We start from the raw sequence: 15,454 nt of genomic DNA on the forward strand, positions 1-15,454 counted from the left end.
AGCTAATGCAGGAATTGCGTTACATCTTGGTCGCCTTGGGCGGGATTGCCATTGCGGCATTGCTCATTCACGGGTTGTGGAGCAACAGGAAGAATCGTCAGTCCCCGATCAAGGAGAAACCCTTGAACCGGATGGACAGCAAAACACGGGATCGTGACAGCGATGCCTTCGACAGCGATGGCATCGGTCAGGTGCGCGTGGTCAGTGCTGGCCGCCGCGCCGAACCCAAGCTGCAGAGCGAAGCCGTCCCGCGCAGCCAGTATCTCGATGACGAGGATGAGGACGAGCTGCCGCCGCCCGCCCCGCGCAAACCCGTCGCTCGCCCGGTCGCCCCCCCTCCCGCCTATGAAGAGGAAGAGGAGATGGAGGAGCCTGTGCTGGAGACAGTGCCTCCCGAGCCGCAGCGCAAGCCTGCCCAGGTCAATCGTCGCACCCCGGTCTACCGCTCCCGTCCCCAGCGCGAACCTGCCATGCAGCCGTTCGACGATGAGCCCCAGAGCGAGCCCGATTACACCAGCGGCCTCAGCTTTGGCGAGGCGCCCCGGGCCCAACCCCGTCAGGCTGCCGAGCCCGTCGCCGAACGAGCACCCCAGATCGAGACCCGGAGCGAACGCGTCGCCCCCGTTCAGGCCCCCGTCTATGACGAGCCCGAGCCGGTACGCGCCCCGGTAGAGAAAATCTGGCAGGATGTCTACGTCATCAACCTGATGGCCCGTCCCGGTCAGGAGCTGCAAGGGGCCGCCCTGCTTGCCTCCCTGCAATCCCTGGCGTTCAAGTTTGGCGAGATGGACATCTTCCACCGCCACGAGGGGCTGGATGGTCGTGGCGAGGTGCTCTTCTCCATGATCAACATGGTCAAGCCGGGCACCTTCAATCCCTACCGGATGGAGCAGTTCAGCACCCCGGGCGTGTCCCTCTTCATGCAGTTGCCCCTGCGCAGCAATGTGGCGTTTGCCTTCGAACACATGTTGCAGGCCGCCGATCAGCTGGCCAGCGATCTGGATGCCATGCTGACCGACATGGAGCGCAGCCCCTTGAGCGACGAGACCATAGCCCGTTATCGCCGCGAGCTGGCCGCCTTCGAGGCGGGCCGCGACTAAGACTCCCCGGGGTCTGCAAGAGCAAGAGTGCGGTACCCAGGTGCCGCATTTTTGTTTCTGCCCCGGCCTGGATTTTTCATCACACTTCGAGACTTTTTCATGAGCGAGCCCCTCTCCCGCCACAGCCAGCTGTGTGAACTGCTTAATGACTACGGCCACCAGTATTACGTGCTGGATAACCCCACTGTGCCGGACGCCGAATACGATCGCCTGATGCGCGAGCTGATCGCCCTCGAGGCCGAGCACCCCGAGCTGAAGACCCCCTCGTCCCCCAGTGCCAGGGTCGGCGGTGCGCCACTCTCGGCCTTCAGGCAGGTGCGCCACGAGATCCCCATGCTGAGCCTGGACAATGTGTTCAGCGGCGAGGAGCTGCAGGCGTTCGAGCAGCGCATGAAGGATCGCCTCAAGCGGGAGCTGACCTTCACCTTCTGCTGCGAGCCCAAGCTCGATGGCCTGGCGGTGAGCCTGCTCTATGTGGACGGTCAGCTGGTGCAGGCCGCCACCCGGGGGGATGGCACCACGGGGGAGGAGATCACCGAGAACGTGCGTACCATCAAGGCCATTCCGCTCTCCCTGCGGGGTAGCGGCTGGCCAGCGAGGCTGGAGGTGCGCGGCGAGGTCTTCATGCCCAGGGCCGGCTTCGCGGCCATGAACGAGAAAGCCCTGACCGCCGGGGAGAAGGTGTTCGTCAACCCGCGCAACGCCGCCGCCGGCAGCCTGCGCCAGCTCGATTCCCGCATCACGGCGAGCCGTCCCCTGAGTTTTTATGCCTACGGCGTGGGGGTCGGCGGCGACGAGCTGGGGGACTCCCACTTCGCTCGTCTCAATCAGCTCAAGGCCTGGGGGCTGCCGCTCAGCCCAGAGGTGAAGTTGATGGAAGGGGCGGCCGGTTGTCAGGCCTTTCACGACGACATCCTGGCCCGCCGCGGCGAGCTGGCCTATGAAATTGACGGCGTGGTCTACAAGGTGGACGACATAGCGCTGCAACAGGAGCTGGGTTTCGTGGCCCGGGCGCCGCGCTGGGCCACCGCCCACAAGTTTCCGGCCGAGGAGGAGATGACGGAGCTTGAGAACGTAGAGTTCCAGGTGGGGCGCACCGGTGCCATCACCCCGGTGGCCAAGCTCAAGCCCGTGTTCGTCGGCGGCGTCACCGTCTCCAACGCCACCCTGCACAATGCCGACGAGATCGAGCGTCTCGGCGTTATGATCGGCGACACCGTGATAGTGCGCCGGGCGGGGGACGTGATCCCGCAGATAGTGGCCGTGGTGGAGGCGAAGCGCCCAGTTGATGCCCGCGCTATCCTCTTCCCGACCGAGTGCCCCGTGTGCGGCTCGGCGGTGGAGCGGCTGGAAGGGGAGGCAGTGGCCCGCTGCGCCGGCGGCCTGTTCTGCGAGGCCCAGCGCGCCGCCGCCATCAAGCATTTCGCGGCGCGGCGCGCCATGGACGTGGATGGCCTGGGGGACAAGATAGTGGATCAGCTGGTGGACAAGGGGATGATCAAGACCCCCGCGGACCTGTTCAGCCTCAATGCCATCCAGCTGGCCGGCCTCGAGCGGATGGGGCCCAAATCCGCCCTCAATCTGGTGGCGGCCATCGACAAGGCCCGCAGCACCACCCTGCCCCGCTTCCTGTTTGCCCTGGGGATCCGCGAGGTGGGGGAGGCGACGGCGCTGAACCTCGCCAACCACTTCCTCACCCTAGAGGCGCTGCGGGAGGCGAGCGTGGAGCAGCTGCTGGCCGTGCCGGACGTGGGGGACGTGGTGGCCAAGCACGTCTACTTCTTCCTGCGCCAGCCCCACAACATGGAGGTGCTGGACGCCCTGCTGGCGGCCGGTATCCACTGGCCCGCCATCGAGAAGAAGGAGGCAGGGGAGCAACCCTTCGCCGGCAAGACCTTCGTGCTGACCGGCACCCTCACCCAGCTCTCGCGCAATGACGCCAAGGCGGCGTTGCAGGCGCTGGGGGCCAAGGTGGCGGGCTCGGTCTCGGCCAAGACGGACGTGCTGGTGGCAGGGGAGGCCGCCGGCTCCAAGCTGGCCAAGGCCCAGGAGCTTGGCATCACCATCTGGACCGAAGAAGAGCTGCAGGCGGCGCTCCAGTCCTGATCTCCCTCTCTTCACTATGACAACAGACCCGGCCCAGGCCGGGTCTGTTGTTTCTGCTGGCCGCAGGAGCAGGAATGACGACAGGGGGTGACAGGATGGCGCCGTCACGACGCACAAGGGAAGGCCTGGAAAAAGCGCGATAGGGGGATCGGCGCCTGGGCCAAGCAGGGTCTGGCCTGGATGTAGTCTGAACCCTTTTGGGTCTGATTTCGAACTGAGCAGCTGGCGGAAAACCTGTTCTGGATCAAGAAAGCGGAACCGGCTTTGGGGCCTAATAGCCACAACATATAGGGAATTAAAGAAAAAAATCACCTATATATTGTGTTTGTAAGCTGTGGATAACGCCAGCATCTGCCAGATGCCAGCCAGGGTCAGAGGCCCGGCTGGCCCCGCCTCGCCCTCGTGAGCCGGGTGGGCTGGCATCGCTCATCGGGTCGACCCGATACGACCATTTTTGCGGGGATAAGAGATGAAACCGGTTGTGATCAAACGTGATGGATGTCGCGCACCATTCAATGGCCAGCTGATCGCCGAGGCGGTGAGCCGGGCGGCGGAAGCGGTCAATCAGGGCAACCCGGCGCTTGCCGAGCGCATTGCCGCCGCCGTCAGCCAGGAGCTGGAAGGGCGGGGAGAAGTGGACATCCACGAGATCCAGAACCGGGTCGAGAACCATCTGATGGCCTCCGACGACAAGGCCATCGCCCGCGCCTACATCGAGTACCGTCACGACCGGGATCAGGCCCGCGAGGCCCGCGGCCGGCTGGCCCAGGAGATCCGTGGCCTGGTGGAGCAGACCAACGCGGCCCTGCTCAACGAGAACGCCAACAAGGATTCCAAGGTGATCCCGACCCAGCGCGACCTGCTGGCGGGCATCGTCGCCAAGCACTACGCCATCAGCCACATGCTGCCCCGGGAGGTGGTGCAGGCCCACGAGAGCGGCGATCTGCACTTCCACGATCTCGACTACTCCCCCTTCTTCCCCATGTTCAACTGCATGCTGATCGACCTGCAGGGGATGCTGACCCACGGCTTCAAGATGGGCAATGCGGAGATAGACACCCCCAAATCCATCAGCACGGCCACCGCCGTGACCGCCCAGATCATCGCCCAGGTGGCGAGCCACATCTATGGCGGCACCACCATCAACCGCATCGATGAGGTGCTGGCTCCCTATGTGACCATCAGCTGGCAGAAGCACAGGGAAGTGGCCGAGGAGTGGGGCATCAGCGACGTGGATGCCTACGCCATGGCTCGCACCGAGAAGGAGTGCTACGACGCCTTCCAGTCCCTGGAGTACGAGGTCAACACCCTGCACACCGCCAACGGCCAGACGCCGTTTGTCACCTTCGGCTTCGGCCTCGGCGACAGCTGGGAGTCGCGCCTCATCCAGCGCGCCATCCTCGGCAACCGCATCGCCGGCCTTGGCAAGAACAAGAAGACCGCCGTCTTCCCGAAACTGGTGTTCGCCATCAAGGATGGCCTCAACCACAAGCAGGGGGATCCCAACTACGACATCAAGCAGCTGGCGCTGGAGTGTGCCTCCAAGCGGATGTATCCGGACATCCTCAACCATGACCAGGTGGTGAAGGTGACCGGCTCCTTCAAGACCCCCATGGGCTGCCGCTCCTTCCTCGGTGCCTACGAGGAGAATGGCGAGCTCATTCATGAAGGGCGCAACAACATAGGGGTGGTGAGCCTCAACCTGCCGCGCATCGCCCTCAAATCCCGCGACGAGGCGGATTTCTGGGACAAGCTGGATGCGGCACTGCGGGTGGCCAAGACGGCGCTCATGTATCGCATCAAGCGACTGGACGGCGTCAAGGCGCGGGTCGCCCCCATCCTCTACATGGAGGGGGCCTGCGGCGTGCGCCTCAAGGCGGACGACAACGTCAGCGAGATCTTCAAACATGGCCGCGCCTCCATCTCGCTCGGCTACATCGGGGTGCACGAGACCATCAACGCCCTGTTCGGCACGCAGACTCATCTGTTCGACAGCGAGACCCTGCGCCAGAAGGCCATCGCCATCATAGCGCGGCTCAAGGCGGCCACCGACGAGTGGAAGGAGGAAACCGGCTACGGTTTCAGCCTCTACTCCACCCCGAGCGAGAACCTCTGCACCCGCTTCTGCCGCATCGATGCCAAGGAGTTCGGCGTGGTGGCCGGGGTGACCGACAAGGGCTACTACACCAACAGCTTCCACCTGGACGTGGAGAAGCAGGTGAACCCTTACGACAAGCTGGACTTCGAGGCGCCCTATCCACCCATCGCCAGCGGCGGCTTCATCTGCTATGGCGAGTACCCCAACATCCAACACAACCTGGAAGCGCTCGAGAACGTCTGGGACTACAGCTATGACAAGGTGCCCTACTACGGCACCAACACCCCCATAGACGAGTGCTACGACTGCGGCTTCACCGGCGAGTTCGAGTGCACTTCCAAGGGCTTTACCTGCCCGCGCTGCGGCAACCACGATCCGGCCAAGGTGTCGGTGACCCGCCGGGTGTGCGGCTACCTCGGCAGCCCGGATGCGCGCCCCTTCAATGCGGGCAAGCAGGAAGAGGTGAAGCGCCGGGTCAAGCATATGTGAGTCCAGAGCGGATCCCAGCCTCCCCTTAACAAGGGGCAAGTCGGCCCCCTCTCCTAGGGGAGAGGGGGCCGATCGAGGAGCTGTTGGCGACGATCAGCTCCCTTCTCCCCTTGCGGGAGAAGGGCTGGGGATGAGGGGGCTGAAATAGAGAGAGAAGATGCACTACCACCAGTACTACCCGGTCGATGTGGTGAACGGCCCGGGCACCCGGGCCACCCTGTTCGTCTCGGGCTGCGAGCACCAGTGCCCGGGCTGCTACAACCAGATCACCTGGCGCCTCGACGGCGGCAAGCCGTTCGATGAGGCCATGAGCGATCGCGTCATCAGGGATCTCAAGGATTCGCGCATCAAGCGGCGAGGTCTGTCGCTCTCGGGCGGCGATCCGCTTCACCCCGCCAATGTGCCGCATGTGCTGGCGCTGGTGCGGCGGGTGCGGGCCGAGTGCCCCGGCAAGGACATCTGGTGCTGGACCGGCTATCTGCTGGCAGATCTCAGCCCGGCCCAGCGCGAGCTGGTTTGCTTACTGGATGTGCTGGTGGACGGCAAGTTCGAGAAAGGGCTGGCGGACCCCGGCCTGCTCTGGCGCGGCAGCAGCAACCAGATCATTCACGATCTCGCGCTCTGGCGGGCGCAACAGGGGGAGCGGATCCCCTGTCAGGTTTGCAGTTGAGGCCAGGGATGTTTATGGTTAGGCCAACCCGAATCGCTCTTTCATAAGGAACGCCATGAACAATCTGCTCAAGATCCTGCTGGCCATCTTTCTGCCCCCTGTCTGCGCCTTTATCCAGGTGGGCTTCAGCCTCCACTTCCTCATCAACATAGTGCTGACCCTGCTCGGCGGCCTGCCCGGCATGGTCCATGCGCTCTGGCTGGTGGTGACGGACAAACGCGCCTGAGCCACGACAGGGCAGAAGCAACGAAAAGGCCAACCCGGGGGTTGGCCTTTTTGCTGTCCGTGGGCCCTTGGGCTCATTGCTGCTTGCAGTCTGTGTAGGCGCTCTGCCATTCACCCTGCTCGCCCCTCACCTCGACGAAGCCTTCGTTCCCCTTGTTCCACCAGACGGCCTCGTGCTCATCGGTATAGCGGGCGCCAGAGGCAGACACCACCTGGGGCAGGGTGTAATCCTTGCCATTGGGCAGCGCGAGCTTGATGAAGTTGAGGCTGTCGTCAGAGAGGGCGTAGTAGCTCACCTGCACCTTCTGGTCGTTGGCACACTGATAGGCTATTGGGGCGCCACCTGTGACGGTGAGGGAGTGGGGAGCCGGGGCACAGCCCGCGAGGCCGAGCAGCAGGGCGCCCGGCAGAGAAAAGCGCAGAAATATCACGATGAAGACTCCATGGTGCGGTATAGGTTCGACTGAACCCATCACTTGGGGTAAAGCCTAACAGAGCGGGCGGCTCAGGCAAGGGGCAGGGGCAAACCCCTGGTCGAGTCGTGACGTTTCCCCCTCGATCCGGGCCTGGCTTGTGGCCAAAAAAAGCCCCGATGATCGGGGCAAAAAGCAAGCTCATCCATGGGCTCATCACAGTAGTCAGTGGCCGAAGCGGGTCGCCTCGAACCGGTTAAGCAGGTGGTGCAGCAGGTAGCAGGCCAGCAGGGTGGCCACGATGGCAAAGAGGATGCTGCTGACCCGATAGAGGGCGCTGAACACCAGATCGTTGCCCGGGGTCAGATACTGGCCGAACAGGATGCCGAGGGTGGTAAGGGCGCCAAAACCGACTCCCGAGCCGCTCCCCTCCTTGACATGGGCATGGCTGAACAGCATGGCGCCGAGCCAGAGCAGGGGAGCGACCAGGATCAGCTGCCCGGACCAGTCATAGAGCACCAGCTGGCACAGGATGCCGAAGCTGACCCCGAGCAGGGTGCCCATAGCCCGGCGCCTGGCATAACCGAGGGCGCCGTTCCAGTGCATGGGGAAGAGCACCAGCAGGGTGGTGGCCTGGGCGGACATGGAGTCGCGCAGGTCGAACATCTGGAATATCAGGAAGGAGAGGGTGGCGACCCCGGCCCCCAGCAGCGCCTCGTGACGCATCCGGTGCGGCGCCTTGGGCGGGCTCGCTGGGCTGGGTCTGGGCTCCACGTCCGGCAGCAGGGCCGTCATCAGGTAGGCGATGAGCACGGAGAGCACGCTGGCCCAGAGGTTGCTGAAGATGAGATCGTTCAAGTCCGTGTCCGGGTAGCTGGCAAAGTGCAGCATGATGCTGAGACTGAGCACGCCGTTGGCGCCAAACAGAAACAGGCTGCCCCGGGACATGGCGGCGAAGCGATAGACGAACAGCAGGAAGGCGACGGGGGTCATCAGGGCGGGATGAGCGCCAAACAGACCGCCGAGCAAACCCACCTCCAGTCCGCACATCACGGCGGCGGCGATGAGCTGGCGGGCGGCGTGGCCGTTCATCACGGGTATCATGCCGAGCAGCAGCATGGGGGTCACGGTGAAGAAGACCCCGTAGTTCCAGCCAAACAGCTTGCAGAGCAGAAAGCCCAGGGTGCTGCCGAAGGCGATGCGCAGGCATTGGCGCAGCTCGTTGGCCGCCAGGGGCCTGTGCCAGAGGGTGGGATTGATCAGGGTGCTTGCCATTATGCGCGTCCGGTCGTCATCAGTAGATGTAGTGCAGCAGGCTCAGCAACCGGATCTGGCCGCGGGCAAACAGCGCGGTCAGGGCATTGTCCGGCAGCAGCTGGACGGTGGCACGGGCTCCGGTGGGCAGGCCCTGGGGCATCTGATCCAGGGTCAGGTGCAGGCGCAGGCGCTGGGCATCACGCACCCAGCGATCCGATTCCACCGGGCTGGCCAGCAGGCCGTTGGCATCGAACTGACCGGCGCTGACCCCGGCATCCAGACTGCTGACCTTGGCCTGGAAGATCTGGCCTGGCTTGCCGTCGAAGGCGATCAGGGCCCTGGCCCCCGCCGTGACGTTGCGCAGGCTCTTCTCGCGAAAATCGGCGATGAGATCCACCTTGTCCGAGACCAGGGCCAGCAGGGGCGAGCCGGCGGCGGCGAAGCTGCCCTGCTTGAGCTGCATATTGGTCACTATGCCGTCCTGGGGCGCCGTCACCTGGCTGTAGGCGAGGTTGAGCTCGGCCTGGGCCAGCTTGTTGCGGGCCTGGCGCAGGCGCAGGTTGTCGGCGCCTGCCAGACCGCGGTTGACCCTGATCTGGTCCAGGCGCGCCTGGCTTGCCATCAGGTTGGCGCGGGCGGTCTGCCAGGCGCTGTTGGCCTGATCCCGCTGCTGGGCGGAGACCAGTTTCTTGCCAAACAGCGTCTCCAGACGATGGGCATCGCGCTCTTTTTGCGCGAGATCGGTCAGGCTGGCGCTGAGATCCGCCTTGGCGGCGTCCAGGCTGGCGTCGAGCTGACGGTTGTCCTGTATGGCCTGATCCAGGGCGAGCTGGGCCTGCTCCACCGCCAGGCGAAAGGGCTCGCTATCCAGGGCGAACAGCAGATCCCCCCGTTTGACGGTCTGGTTATTGCTCACCGCCACCTCGACTATCTTGCCGCTGACCTGAGGGGTGATGCGGGTGACGGTCCGGGTTGCCATGGCCTGGGGGGTGAGGGGCATCTCTATGTCGGCCAGCAGGAAGTAGGCAAATACCCCCGCGAAGCCGAGCATGGCAAATTTTATCCAGCGGGCAAATTGTTGATCCGGCGTCATCTTTTATTCTCTCTCTTCACTCTGTTGTGTCAGCTTGTCGATGGCGTTGGTCGAGATGCGGGCAATGATCTCCTCGAACCGGGTCAGCTCCTGCTGGCTGATGCCGCCGAGCAGCTCCCGGCGCACCCCTATGATGCGATCCTCGATCTGATCGAGCAGGGCCTTGCCCGCCGGGGTCAGGGTCACGATGCGGGCCCGCTTGTCCTGATGGCAGCAGTGGCGCGCGATCAGATCCTGCTCCTCCAGCTGACCCAGGGTGCGCATCAGGGAGGGCAGCTCGATTTCCAGGGCATCGGCCAGGCTCTTCTGGCTGAGGGATCCCCCGAGGCGGGAGAGCTTCCACAGCGCGGTCCAGCGGGGATGGGTCAGACCCAGGGGGGCCAGCTCATGATCGGCCACGGTACGCCACAACCGGCTGAGCCGGGACAACTGTTCCGCCAGGGACAACTCGCGCAACATCTCCAGATCCTTGACCATCATCTCGCTCCTGTTACTTAGCCTGCTAAGTATTATATTTATTTAGCAGGCTAAGTAAATAGTGTGATCGAGATCTTGTTTACCGGGGCGCTGGGTCACGGCGGGCAAGGGGGGCGGCAGCCTGTCCGGCCTCGGCCGGGCAGAGGGGGTGGCGTTTAAGGTTTTAATGTTTTTATATGCCTTTGCAGCCGGGCTAACCGACAGGCGGAGGGCGGGGCACTAGAGTAGCGCCACCTCACACCCTGGAGCATAACAATGAAAAGCCTCTCTACTGCGAAAGCCGCCCCCTGGGGCAGCCAACAGATCGCCGGCATGCCCATGATGATCTTCCTCGGGCTGGCCGCCTGCGTTCTCTTCTCCGGCTGGAACGGCTCACTGCCGCTCGGCATGGTCGGCGCCCTGGCGCTGATGTTCGTGCTCGGCACCCTGCTAAGCGAGCTCGGCGAGCGCATCCACCCCATCCGTGAATACCTGGGAGGCGGCACCATACTCGCCATCTTCGGCGGCGCCGCCCTGTTCGAATACCAGGTGCTGCCGGTCGAAGCGGGTCAGGTGATCACCCGTTTCATGAAGGAGGGGGGCTTTTTGAACTTCTTCATCGCCAGCCTGGTGACGGGCTCCGTGCTGGGGATGAGCAGTGCCCTGCTGAAAAACGCCGCCATGCGTTACCTGCCGGTGATCCTGGGTGGGGTCGCCGTGGCGCTGCTCAGCGTCGGTCTGGTGGGCGCCCTGATGGGGTACGGCTTCAAGAACGCGGTGCTGCTCATCGGTCTGCCCATCATGGGTGGCGGCATGGGGGCGGGCGCCGTGCCCCTGGTGGAGATCCTCTCCGGCCCCTTGCAGATGTCGAGCGCCGATCTGCTCTCGCGCATGGTGCCCGCCGTGGTCATCGCCAACACCCTGGCCATTCTGGTGGGCACCCTGCTGGTGCGCCTCGGTCGCCGCTTCCCGTCCCTGACCGGCAACGGCCAGCTGATGGTGAAAGAGAGCAGTGTCGGTGTGGCCGAAGAACAGGCCCATGCACCGACCCTGGAGAGCCTGGGACTCGGGCTCTTCATCAGCTCCAGCATGTTCGTGCTGGGCTCATTGCTCGGCAACTTCATCCCCATGCATCCCTTCGCCCTCATGATACTGGCGGTGGCCTTCGTCAAGGTGAGCGGCCTGCTGCCGCGCCGCTACGAGCAGGCGGCCGCCGACTGGTACCAGTTCGTGGTTACCAATCTCACTCCCTCCCTGCTGGTGGGGATCGGGGTCGCCTATACCAGCATCCCTGAGCTCATCAGCGCCTTCTCCGTCAGCTACTTCGTGCTGGTGCTGGTGACCGTGGTCGGCGGCGCCCTCGGCGCGGCCCTGGTGGGGCGCATGATAGGTTTCTATCCCATTGAGGCGGCCATCACCGGCGGTCTGTGCATGGCCAACATGGGGGGCACGGGGGATGTGGCCGTGCTGTCGGCGGCCCAGCGCATGAAGCTGATGCCGTTCGCCCAGATCTCTTCTCGTCTCGGGGGCGCCGTCATGTTGATCCTGGCCACCCTGCTCATCTCGCTGCTGGTATAAGGAACAGACCATGAACGACATCATGATGGGCACCAGCCTGCCCTACGCCGAACGCAAGCGACAAGGCCTGATGGGGCGCATGCCCCACAAGGAGGAGTCCCTGGCCCAGCAGCGGCGCCGCATCTACCGATTGGTCAGCGCCATGCAGAGCCCGTTCGATCAGCATCTGCTGCTGCGCCAGCTGCAGGAGGACAACCCTGTGCTGTTCTACGATCTGGTGCGCCACCACCTGCCCGAGCTCTTGCCCATCATCTACACCCCTGTGGTGGGGGAGGCGTGCCAGCGCCACAGCGATCTCTATCTGCGCAGCCACGGGCTCTATCTCTCCTGGCACGACAGGGAGGATCTGGATGCCATCTTCGCCTCGGTGGAGCAGGAGGTGGACGTCATCGTCATCTCCGACGGGGAGCGGGTGCTGGGTCTGGGGGATCTCGGCATCGGCGGCATGGGGATCTGCATCGGCAAGCTGGCGCTCTACAGCGCTGCCGGTGGCATCAACCCGGCCCGCACCCTGCCCCTGTGCGTGGACGTGGGCACCAACAACCCGGATCTGCTGGAGGATGATTCCTACCTCGGCTGGCAGGCCAACCGGGTGGATGGGGAGCCCTATTACCACTTCATGGACAAGGTGGTGGCGGCCATTCGCAAACGCTGGCCCCAGGTGGTGCTGCAGTTCGAGGATTTCGCCGGCAAGCATGCCGCCAATCTGCTGGCCCGTTATCGGGACGAGCTGTGCATGTTCAACGACGACATCCAGGGCACGGCGGCGGTGGCCTCCGCCTGCGTGCTGGCGGGGTTGCAGCAGGCGGGCACTGCCCTGGCCGACACCCCTGTGCTCATTGTCGGGGCGGGATCTGCCGGTTGTGGCATCGCCGCCATGCTGGCGCAGCTGGCGGGCAGCCCACAGCGGATACAGCTGTTCGACCAGGATGGCCTGGTCTGCCAGGACAGGGCCAATCTGACCCAGACCCAGCAGCCCTTCGCCCGTCCGGCGGCGGAAGCCTGCGATACCTTGCCCGCACTCATCGCCCGCCTGCGCCCCGGGGTGCTGATCGGGGTGAGCGGCCAGGGGGGCCTCTTTACCGAGGCCGTGCTTGGCGCCATGGGGGAGGTGTGCGAGCGCCCCGTGATACTGCCGCTCTCCAACCCGACCCGCAGCGCAGAGGCGACGCCGGAGCAGGTGTGGCAGGCCACAGATGGCCGAGCCCTGCTCGCCACCGGCAGCCCGTTTGCCCCCGTCACCGTGGACGGGGAGGCGCGAGTGGTCTCCCAGTGCAACAACGTCTATGTCTTCCCGGGCATTGGTCTTGGCGCCTGCGCGGTCAAGGCGCGGCGCATCAGTGATGGCATGTTGCAGGCGGCGGTGCGGGCGGTGGGGGCCTATCCCCTTGCCGACGGGCGCCTGCTGCCTCCCATCGAGCAGGTGGGGGAGGTGGCCCGCGCGGTCGCTCGCGCCGTGGCTCTCACCGCCCGCGAGGAGGGATTGGCGGATTTTGACGGTGATCCCGCGCCCCTCATTGACCAGACCTGGTGGCGTCCGCACTATTGGTCCGCGTCCTGATGTTGCAAGGCTAATCGATGAAACTGCGTCACCAAGTGGTCACCCTCTCCCTCGGGCTGTCACTGCTGCTGATCCTGATCCTGGGCAGCCTGCTCGCCCTCTTTATCCGCCACCTGCTGGAGAGCAACCTGCAGGAGAGCGGCGGCGATCTGGCCCGGGTGCTGGCGGCGGACACCCGGGTGGTGCAGGCCCTCAGGCAGGGGCGGGATCCGGGCCTGCGGGACTATGTGGAGGGGATCCGCAGCCGCACCGACGCCGCCTACATGGTGGTGACCGACGAGCATGGGGTGCGTCTGAGCCACCCCTCCCCGGAACGAGTCGGCGGCCGGTTTCGCGGCGACGACATCTGGCCCGCCCTCAACCAGCGGATCAGCTACTGCTCCAAGGATGAGGGGACCCTGGGGCCCGCCATTCGCTGCTTTGCCCCCGTGCTCGGCCCGGATGGTCGCACCATGGGCGCCGTGGTGGTGGGCTACCTGATGCAGACGGTAGAGGGCATCTATCTGGAGCGGGTCGCCCTGCTGGCCTGCGCCATCCTGGCCGTGCTGGGCTGCGGCCTGCTGCTGGCGCTCTGGGTGCAGCATCTGCTGCGTCGCACCCTGCTGGATCTCGAGCCCGAGGCCATCGTCCATCGCTTCATGCTGCAGGATCTGGTGCTGGAGCATATCCCGGAGGGGGTGATAGCCCTGGACAGCAGGGGCTGCATCCGCATGCTCAACAGCGCCGCGTTTTATCAGCTGCGCCTGCCGGGTACAGGGCGCCATGCCCTGCTGGGCCAGCCACTGGCACAGGTCTCGCCGCCTCTGGCGCCCGCCGTGACCCAGGTGGAGACCGAGTTCGGTTTTACCGTGCACGGGGAGGCGTTCGTGGGGCGCTGGCAGGCGGTGGAGGGCAAGGTGCCCGGCCGCCTGCTCATCTTCAGCCGCCCCGAGCTGACCGGCAGCCTCGGCATGCAGGTGACTCACCTGCGCCAATACGCCGAGATGCTGCGCATCCAGACCCACGAGTTCGCCAACAAGCTGAGCAGCCTCTCCGGATTGCTGCAGCTGGGCCACGTGGATCAGGCGGTGGAGCTGATCCAGCAGGAGAGCGAGGCGTGCCAGACCATGCTGCAGGATCTGCTGCGGGCCATCGAGGACAAGCCGGTGGCCGGCCTCATCCTCGGCAAGTTCAGCCGGGCGCGGGAGCTGGGGGTGACCCTGGCGCTCGATCCCGATTCGGCGCTCGGGGAGTATCCGGCGGCGGTGTCGGCGGATCTCATTACCCTCATCGGCAACCTGCTGGACAACGGCATCCGCGCCGCCTGGGCCAGGCGCAAGCAGTGTCCGCCGCGGGTGCTTATCTCCATCAACGACTTCGGCCGCCGCCTGGTGATCGAGGTGGAAGACAGCGGCGAGGGGGTGGACGAGGCGCTGGCGGATCACCTGTTCGATTACGGGGTGAGCCGTCAGACCGGGGATCACGGGGTGGGCCTCTTCCTGGTCAAGGAGACGGTGGCCAGACGAGGGGGTGTGATAGAATGGCGCCGCACCGCCGAACAGACCACCTTGTTCGGTATCTACTTGAATAAAAACCAATTGGTGTGAGTCATGGCGCCCATTTTCACCCTGGTGATCGAGGACGACGAACGGATCGGTGCCATCCTGGCCGAGCTGGTCTCCTCCACCCCCGGATTTTCCCTGCTGGGTCGGGCCGAGAGCCTGACCCAGGCCGATCTCATGATGCGAGCGGCCGAACCCCAGCTGCTGCTGGTAGACATCTCATTGCCGGACGGCTCGGGCCTCGAGTGGGTGAACCGGCTGCGCAGCCACAATCGGGAGGCCTACGTCATCATGGTGACCGCCTCCTGCGACGTGGAGACCATACAGCAGGCCCTGAACCTGGGGGTGCAGGATTACATCATCAAGCCGCTGCGGCTGTTTCGGGTTCAACAGAGCCTGGAGGAGATCCTTACCCTGCACAGGCGCATCTGCGAGCGGGGCTCCCTGGCACAGAGCGATCTGGACAAGCTGATGGGCAAGGGGCGCATTCAACCGAAGGAGGTGCGCGATACCCCCAAGGGCATCGACGCCATCACCCTGCGCCAGGTGCTGGAACTGCTGGCCGGCGAGCCGGACACGGCGTTTTCCACCGATACGGTGGCGCTGCGCCTCTCCTTGAGCCGCACCACGGCGCGCCGTTACCTGGAGTTTCTGGAGTCCGAAGACAAGCTGGACGTGGATCTCAACTACGGTCAGCGGGGCCGCCCCGAACGGCGCTACCACTGGCGTCGGGGCAATTGAGGTGGCGTTAGCACAGCATGGATAGCAAAAGGGGAGCCCAGGCTCCCCTTTTGCTATCCGGCCTGACCTAGCTGGGGTCGCCCGATAAGGGGAGCAGGGCGGCGCGGGAGTGCTCGAACAGGGCGA

General features: G+C 64.8%; 13 protein-coding genes. 9 read left to right on the plus strand and 4 right to left on the minus strand.

Annotation, left to right across the window (positions count from 1 at the left end; genetic code table 11):
- Nucleotides 1-5 precede the first annotated feature (5 nt).
- From zipA to BN1119_RS19755, 5 genes are all read left to right on the plus strand, one after another.
- Nucleotides 6-1,100, plus strand: a complete 1,095-nt coding sequence (zipA, locus tag BN1119_RS02720; protein WP_041993498.1) for a cell division protein ZipA — start codon at nt 6-8, stop codon at nt 1,098-1,100.
- 99 nt (nt 1,101-1,199) lie between these two features.
- The gene (gene ligA, locus BN1119_RS02725) at nt 1,200-3,206 is read left to right on the plus strand and encodes an NAD-dependent DNA ligase LigA (RefSeq protein WP_041993500.1); all 2,007 of its coding nucleotides are present in this window, start codon (nt 1,200-1,202) and stop codon (nt 3,204-3,206) included.
- Between the two features lie 469 nt (nt 3,207-3,675).
- Complete coding sequence (nrdD, locus tag BN1119_RS02730; protein WP_041993504.1) at nt 3,676-5,793, plus strand: anaerobic ribonucleoside-triphosphate reductase; 2,118 nt, start codon at nt 3,676-3,678, stop codon at nt 5,791-5,793.
- Nucleotides 5,794-5,950: 157 nt separating this feature from the next.
- Nucleotides 5,951-6,463, plus strand: a complete 513-nt coding sequence (nrdG, locus tag BN1119_RS02735; protein WP_041993507.1) for an anaerobic ribonucleoside-triphosphate reductase-activating protein — start codon at nt 5,951-5,953, stop codon at nt 6,461-6,463.
- Between the two features lie 55 nt (nt 6,464-6,518).
- On the plus strand, nt 6,519-6,689 hold the full coding sequence (locus BN1119_RS19755; RefSeq protein ID WP_041993510.1) for a YqaE/Pmp3 family membrane protein: 171 nt from the start codon (nt 6,519-6,521) through the stop codon (nt 6,687-6,689).
- A gap of 73 nt (nt 6,690-6,762) precedes the next feature.
- Here the strand turns inward: BN1119_RS19755 and BN1119_RS02745 are convergent, their stop codons facing one another.
- The 4 genes from BN1119_RS02745 to slyA all read right to left on the minus strand — a co-directional run bounded on the left by BN1119_RS02745 (nt 6,763) and on the right by slyA (nt 9,928).
- Nucleotides 6,763-7,119, minus strand: coding sequence for an MliC family protein (locus BN1119_RS02745; RefSeq protein WP_041993512.1), 357 nt, complete (start codon nt 7,117-7,119; stop codon nt 6,763-6,765).
- A gap of 207 nt (nt 7,120-7,326) precedes the next feature.
- Nucleotides 7,327-8,376 carry a DUF2955 domain-containing protein gene (locus tag BN1119_RS02750; RefSeq protein WP_041993515.1) on the minus strand — a complete coding sequence of 350 codons (1,050 nt, stop codon included), beginning with the start codon at nt 8,374-8,376 and terminating at the stop codon, nt 7,327-7,329.
- Between the two features lie 19 nt (nt 8,377-8,395).
- Nucleotides 8,396-9,451, minus strand: coding sequence for an HlyD family secretion protein (locus BN1119_RS02755; RefSeq protein WP_041993517.1), 1,056 nt, complete (start codon nt 9,449-9,451; stop codon nt 8,396-8,398).
- Between the two features lie 3 nt (nt 9,452-9,454).
- A complete protein-coding gene (slyA, locus tag BN1119_RS02760; RefSeq protein WP_041993844.1) occupies nt 9,455-9,928 on the minus strand; it encodes a transcriptional regulator SlyA in 474 nt (157 codons plus the stop codon).
- 255 nt (nt 9,929-10,183) lie between these two features.
- Here slyA and BN1119_RS02765 point away from each other — a divergent pair, with 255 nt between their 5' ends.
- Genes BN1119_RS02765 through BN1119_RS02780 form a run of 4 tightly spaced genes read left to right on the plus strand, consistent with a single transcriptional unit; the run spans nt 10,184 to nt 15,328 of the window.
- A complete protein-coding gene (locus BN1119_RS02765; RefSeq protein ID WP_041993519.1) occupies nt 10,184-11,485 on the plus strand; it encodes a 2-hydroxycarboxylate transporter family protein in 1,302 nt (433 codons plus the stop codon).
- 10 nt (nt 11,486-11,495) lie between these two features.
- A complete protein-coding gene (locus BN1119_RS02770; protein WP_041993522.1) occupies nt 11,496-13,046 on the plus strand; it encodes an NAD-dependent malic enzyme in 1,551 nt (516 codons plus the stop codon).
- 17 nt (nt 13,047-13,063) lie between these two features.
- Entirely contained in the window at nt 13,064-14,632 is a 1,569-nt protein-coding gene (locus tag BN1119_RS02775) for an ATP-binding protein (RefSeq protein ID WP_041993525.1), read from the plus strand.
- A 3-nt stretch (nt 14,633-14,635) separates the two neighbouring features.
- Nucleotides 14,636-15,328, plus strand: a complete 693-nt coding sequence (locus BN1119_RS02780) for a response regulator (RefSeq protein WP_041993528.1) — start codon at nt 14,636-14,638, stop codon at nt 15,326-15,328.
- Nucleotides 15,329-15,454: the final 126 nt, after the last annotated feature.

It is taken from the genome of Aeromonas bivalvium, from assembly GCF_000819765.1.
GTDB classification, from domain to species: domain Bacteria; phylum Pseudomonadota; class Gammaproteobacteria; order Enterobacterales; family Aeromonadaceae; genus Aeromonas; species Aeromonas bivalvium.

Coding starts and splice junctions, on each gene's coding strand:
- BN1119_RS02775 (WP_041993525.1), top strand. CDS start 13,064: ATGAAACTGCGTCACCAAGTGGTCACCCTCTCCCTCGGGCTGTCACTG.
- BN1119_RS02770 (WP_041993522.1), top strand. CDS start 11,496: ATGAACGACATCATGATGGGCACCAGCCTGCCCTACGCCGAACGCAAG.
- BN1119_RS02765 (WP_041993519.1), top strand. CDS start 10,184: ATGAAAAGCCTCTCTACTGCGAAAGCCGCCCCCTGGGGCAGCCAACAG.
- BN1119_RS02755 (WP_041993517.1), bottom strand. CDS start 9,451: ATGACGCCGGATCAACAATTTGCCCGCTGGATAAAATTTGCCATGCTC.
- nrdG (WP_041993507.1), top strand. CDS start 5,951: ATGCACTACCACCAGTACTACCCGGTCGATGTGGTGAACGGCCCGGGC.
- ligA (WP_041993500.1), top strand. CDS start 1,200: ATGAGCGAGCCCCTCTCCCGCCACAGCCAGCTGTGTGAACTGCTTAAT.
- nrdD (WP_041993504.1), top strand. CDS start 3,676: ATGAAACCGGTTGTGATCAAACGTGATGGATGTCGCGCACCATTCAAT.
- BN1119_RS02780 (WP_041993528.1), top strand. CDS start 14,636: ATGGCGCCCATTTTCACCCTGGTGATCGAGGACGACGAACGGATCGGT.
- BN1119_RS19755 (WP_041993510.1), top strand. CDS start 6,519: ATGAACAATCTGCTCAAGATCCTGCTGGCCATCTTTCTGCCCCCTGTC.
- slyA (WP_041993844.1), bottom strand. CDS start 9,928: ATGGTCAAGGATCTGGAGATGTTGCGCGAGTTGTCCCTGGCGGAACAG.
- zipA (WP_041993498.1), top strand. CDS start 6: ATGCAGGAATTGCGTTACATCTTGGTCGCCTTGGGCGGGATTGCCATT.
- BN1119_RS02750 (WP_041993515.1), bottom strand. CDS start 8,376: ATGGCAAGCACCCTGATCAATCCCACCCTCTGGCACAGGCCCCTGGCG.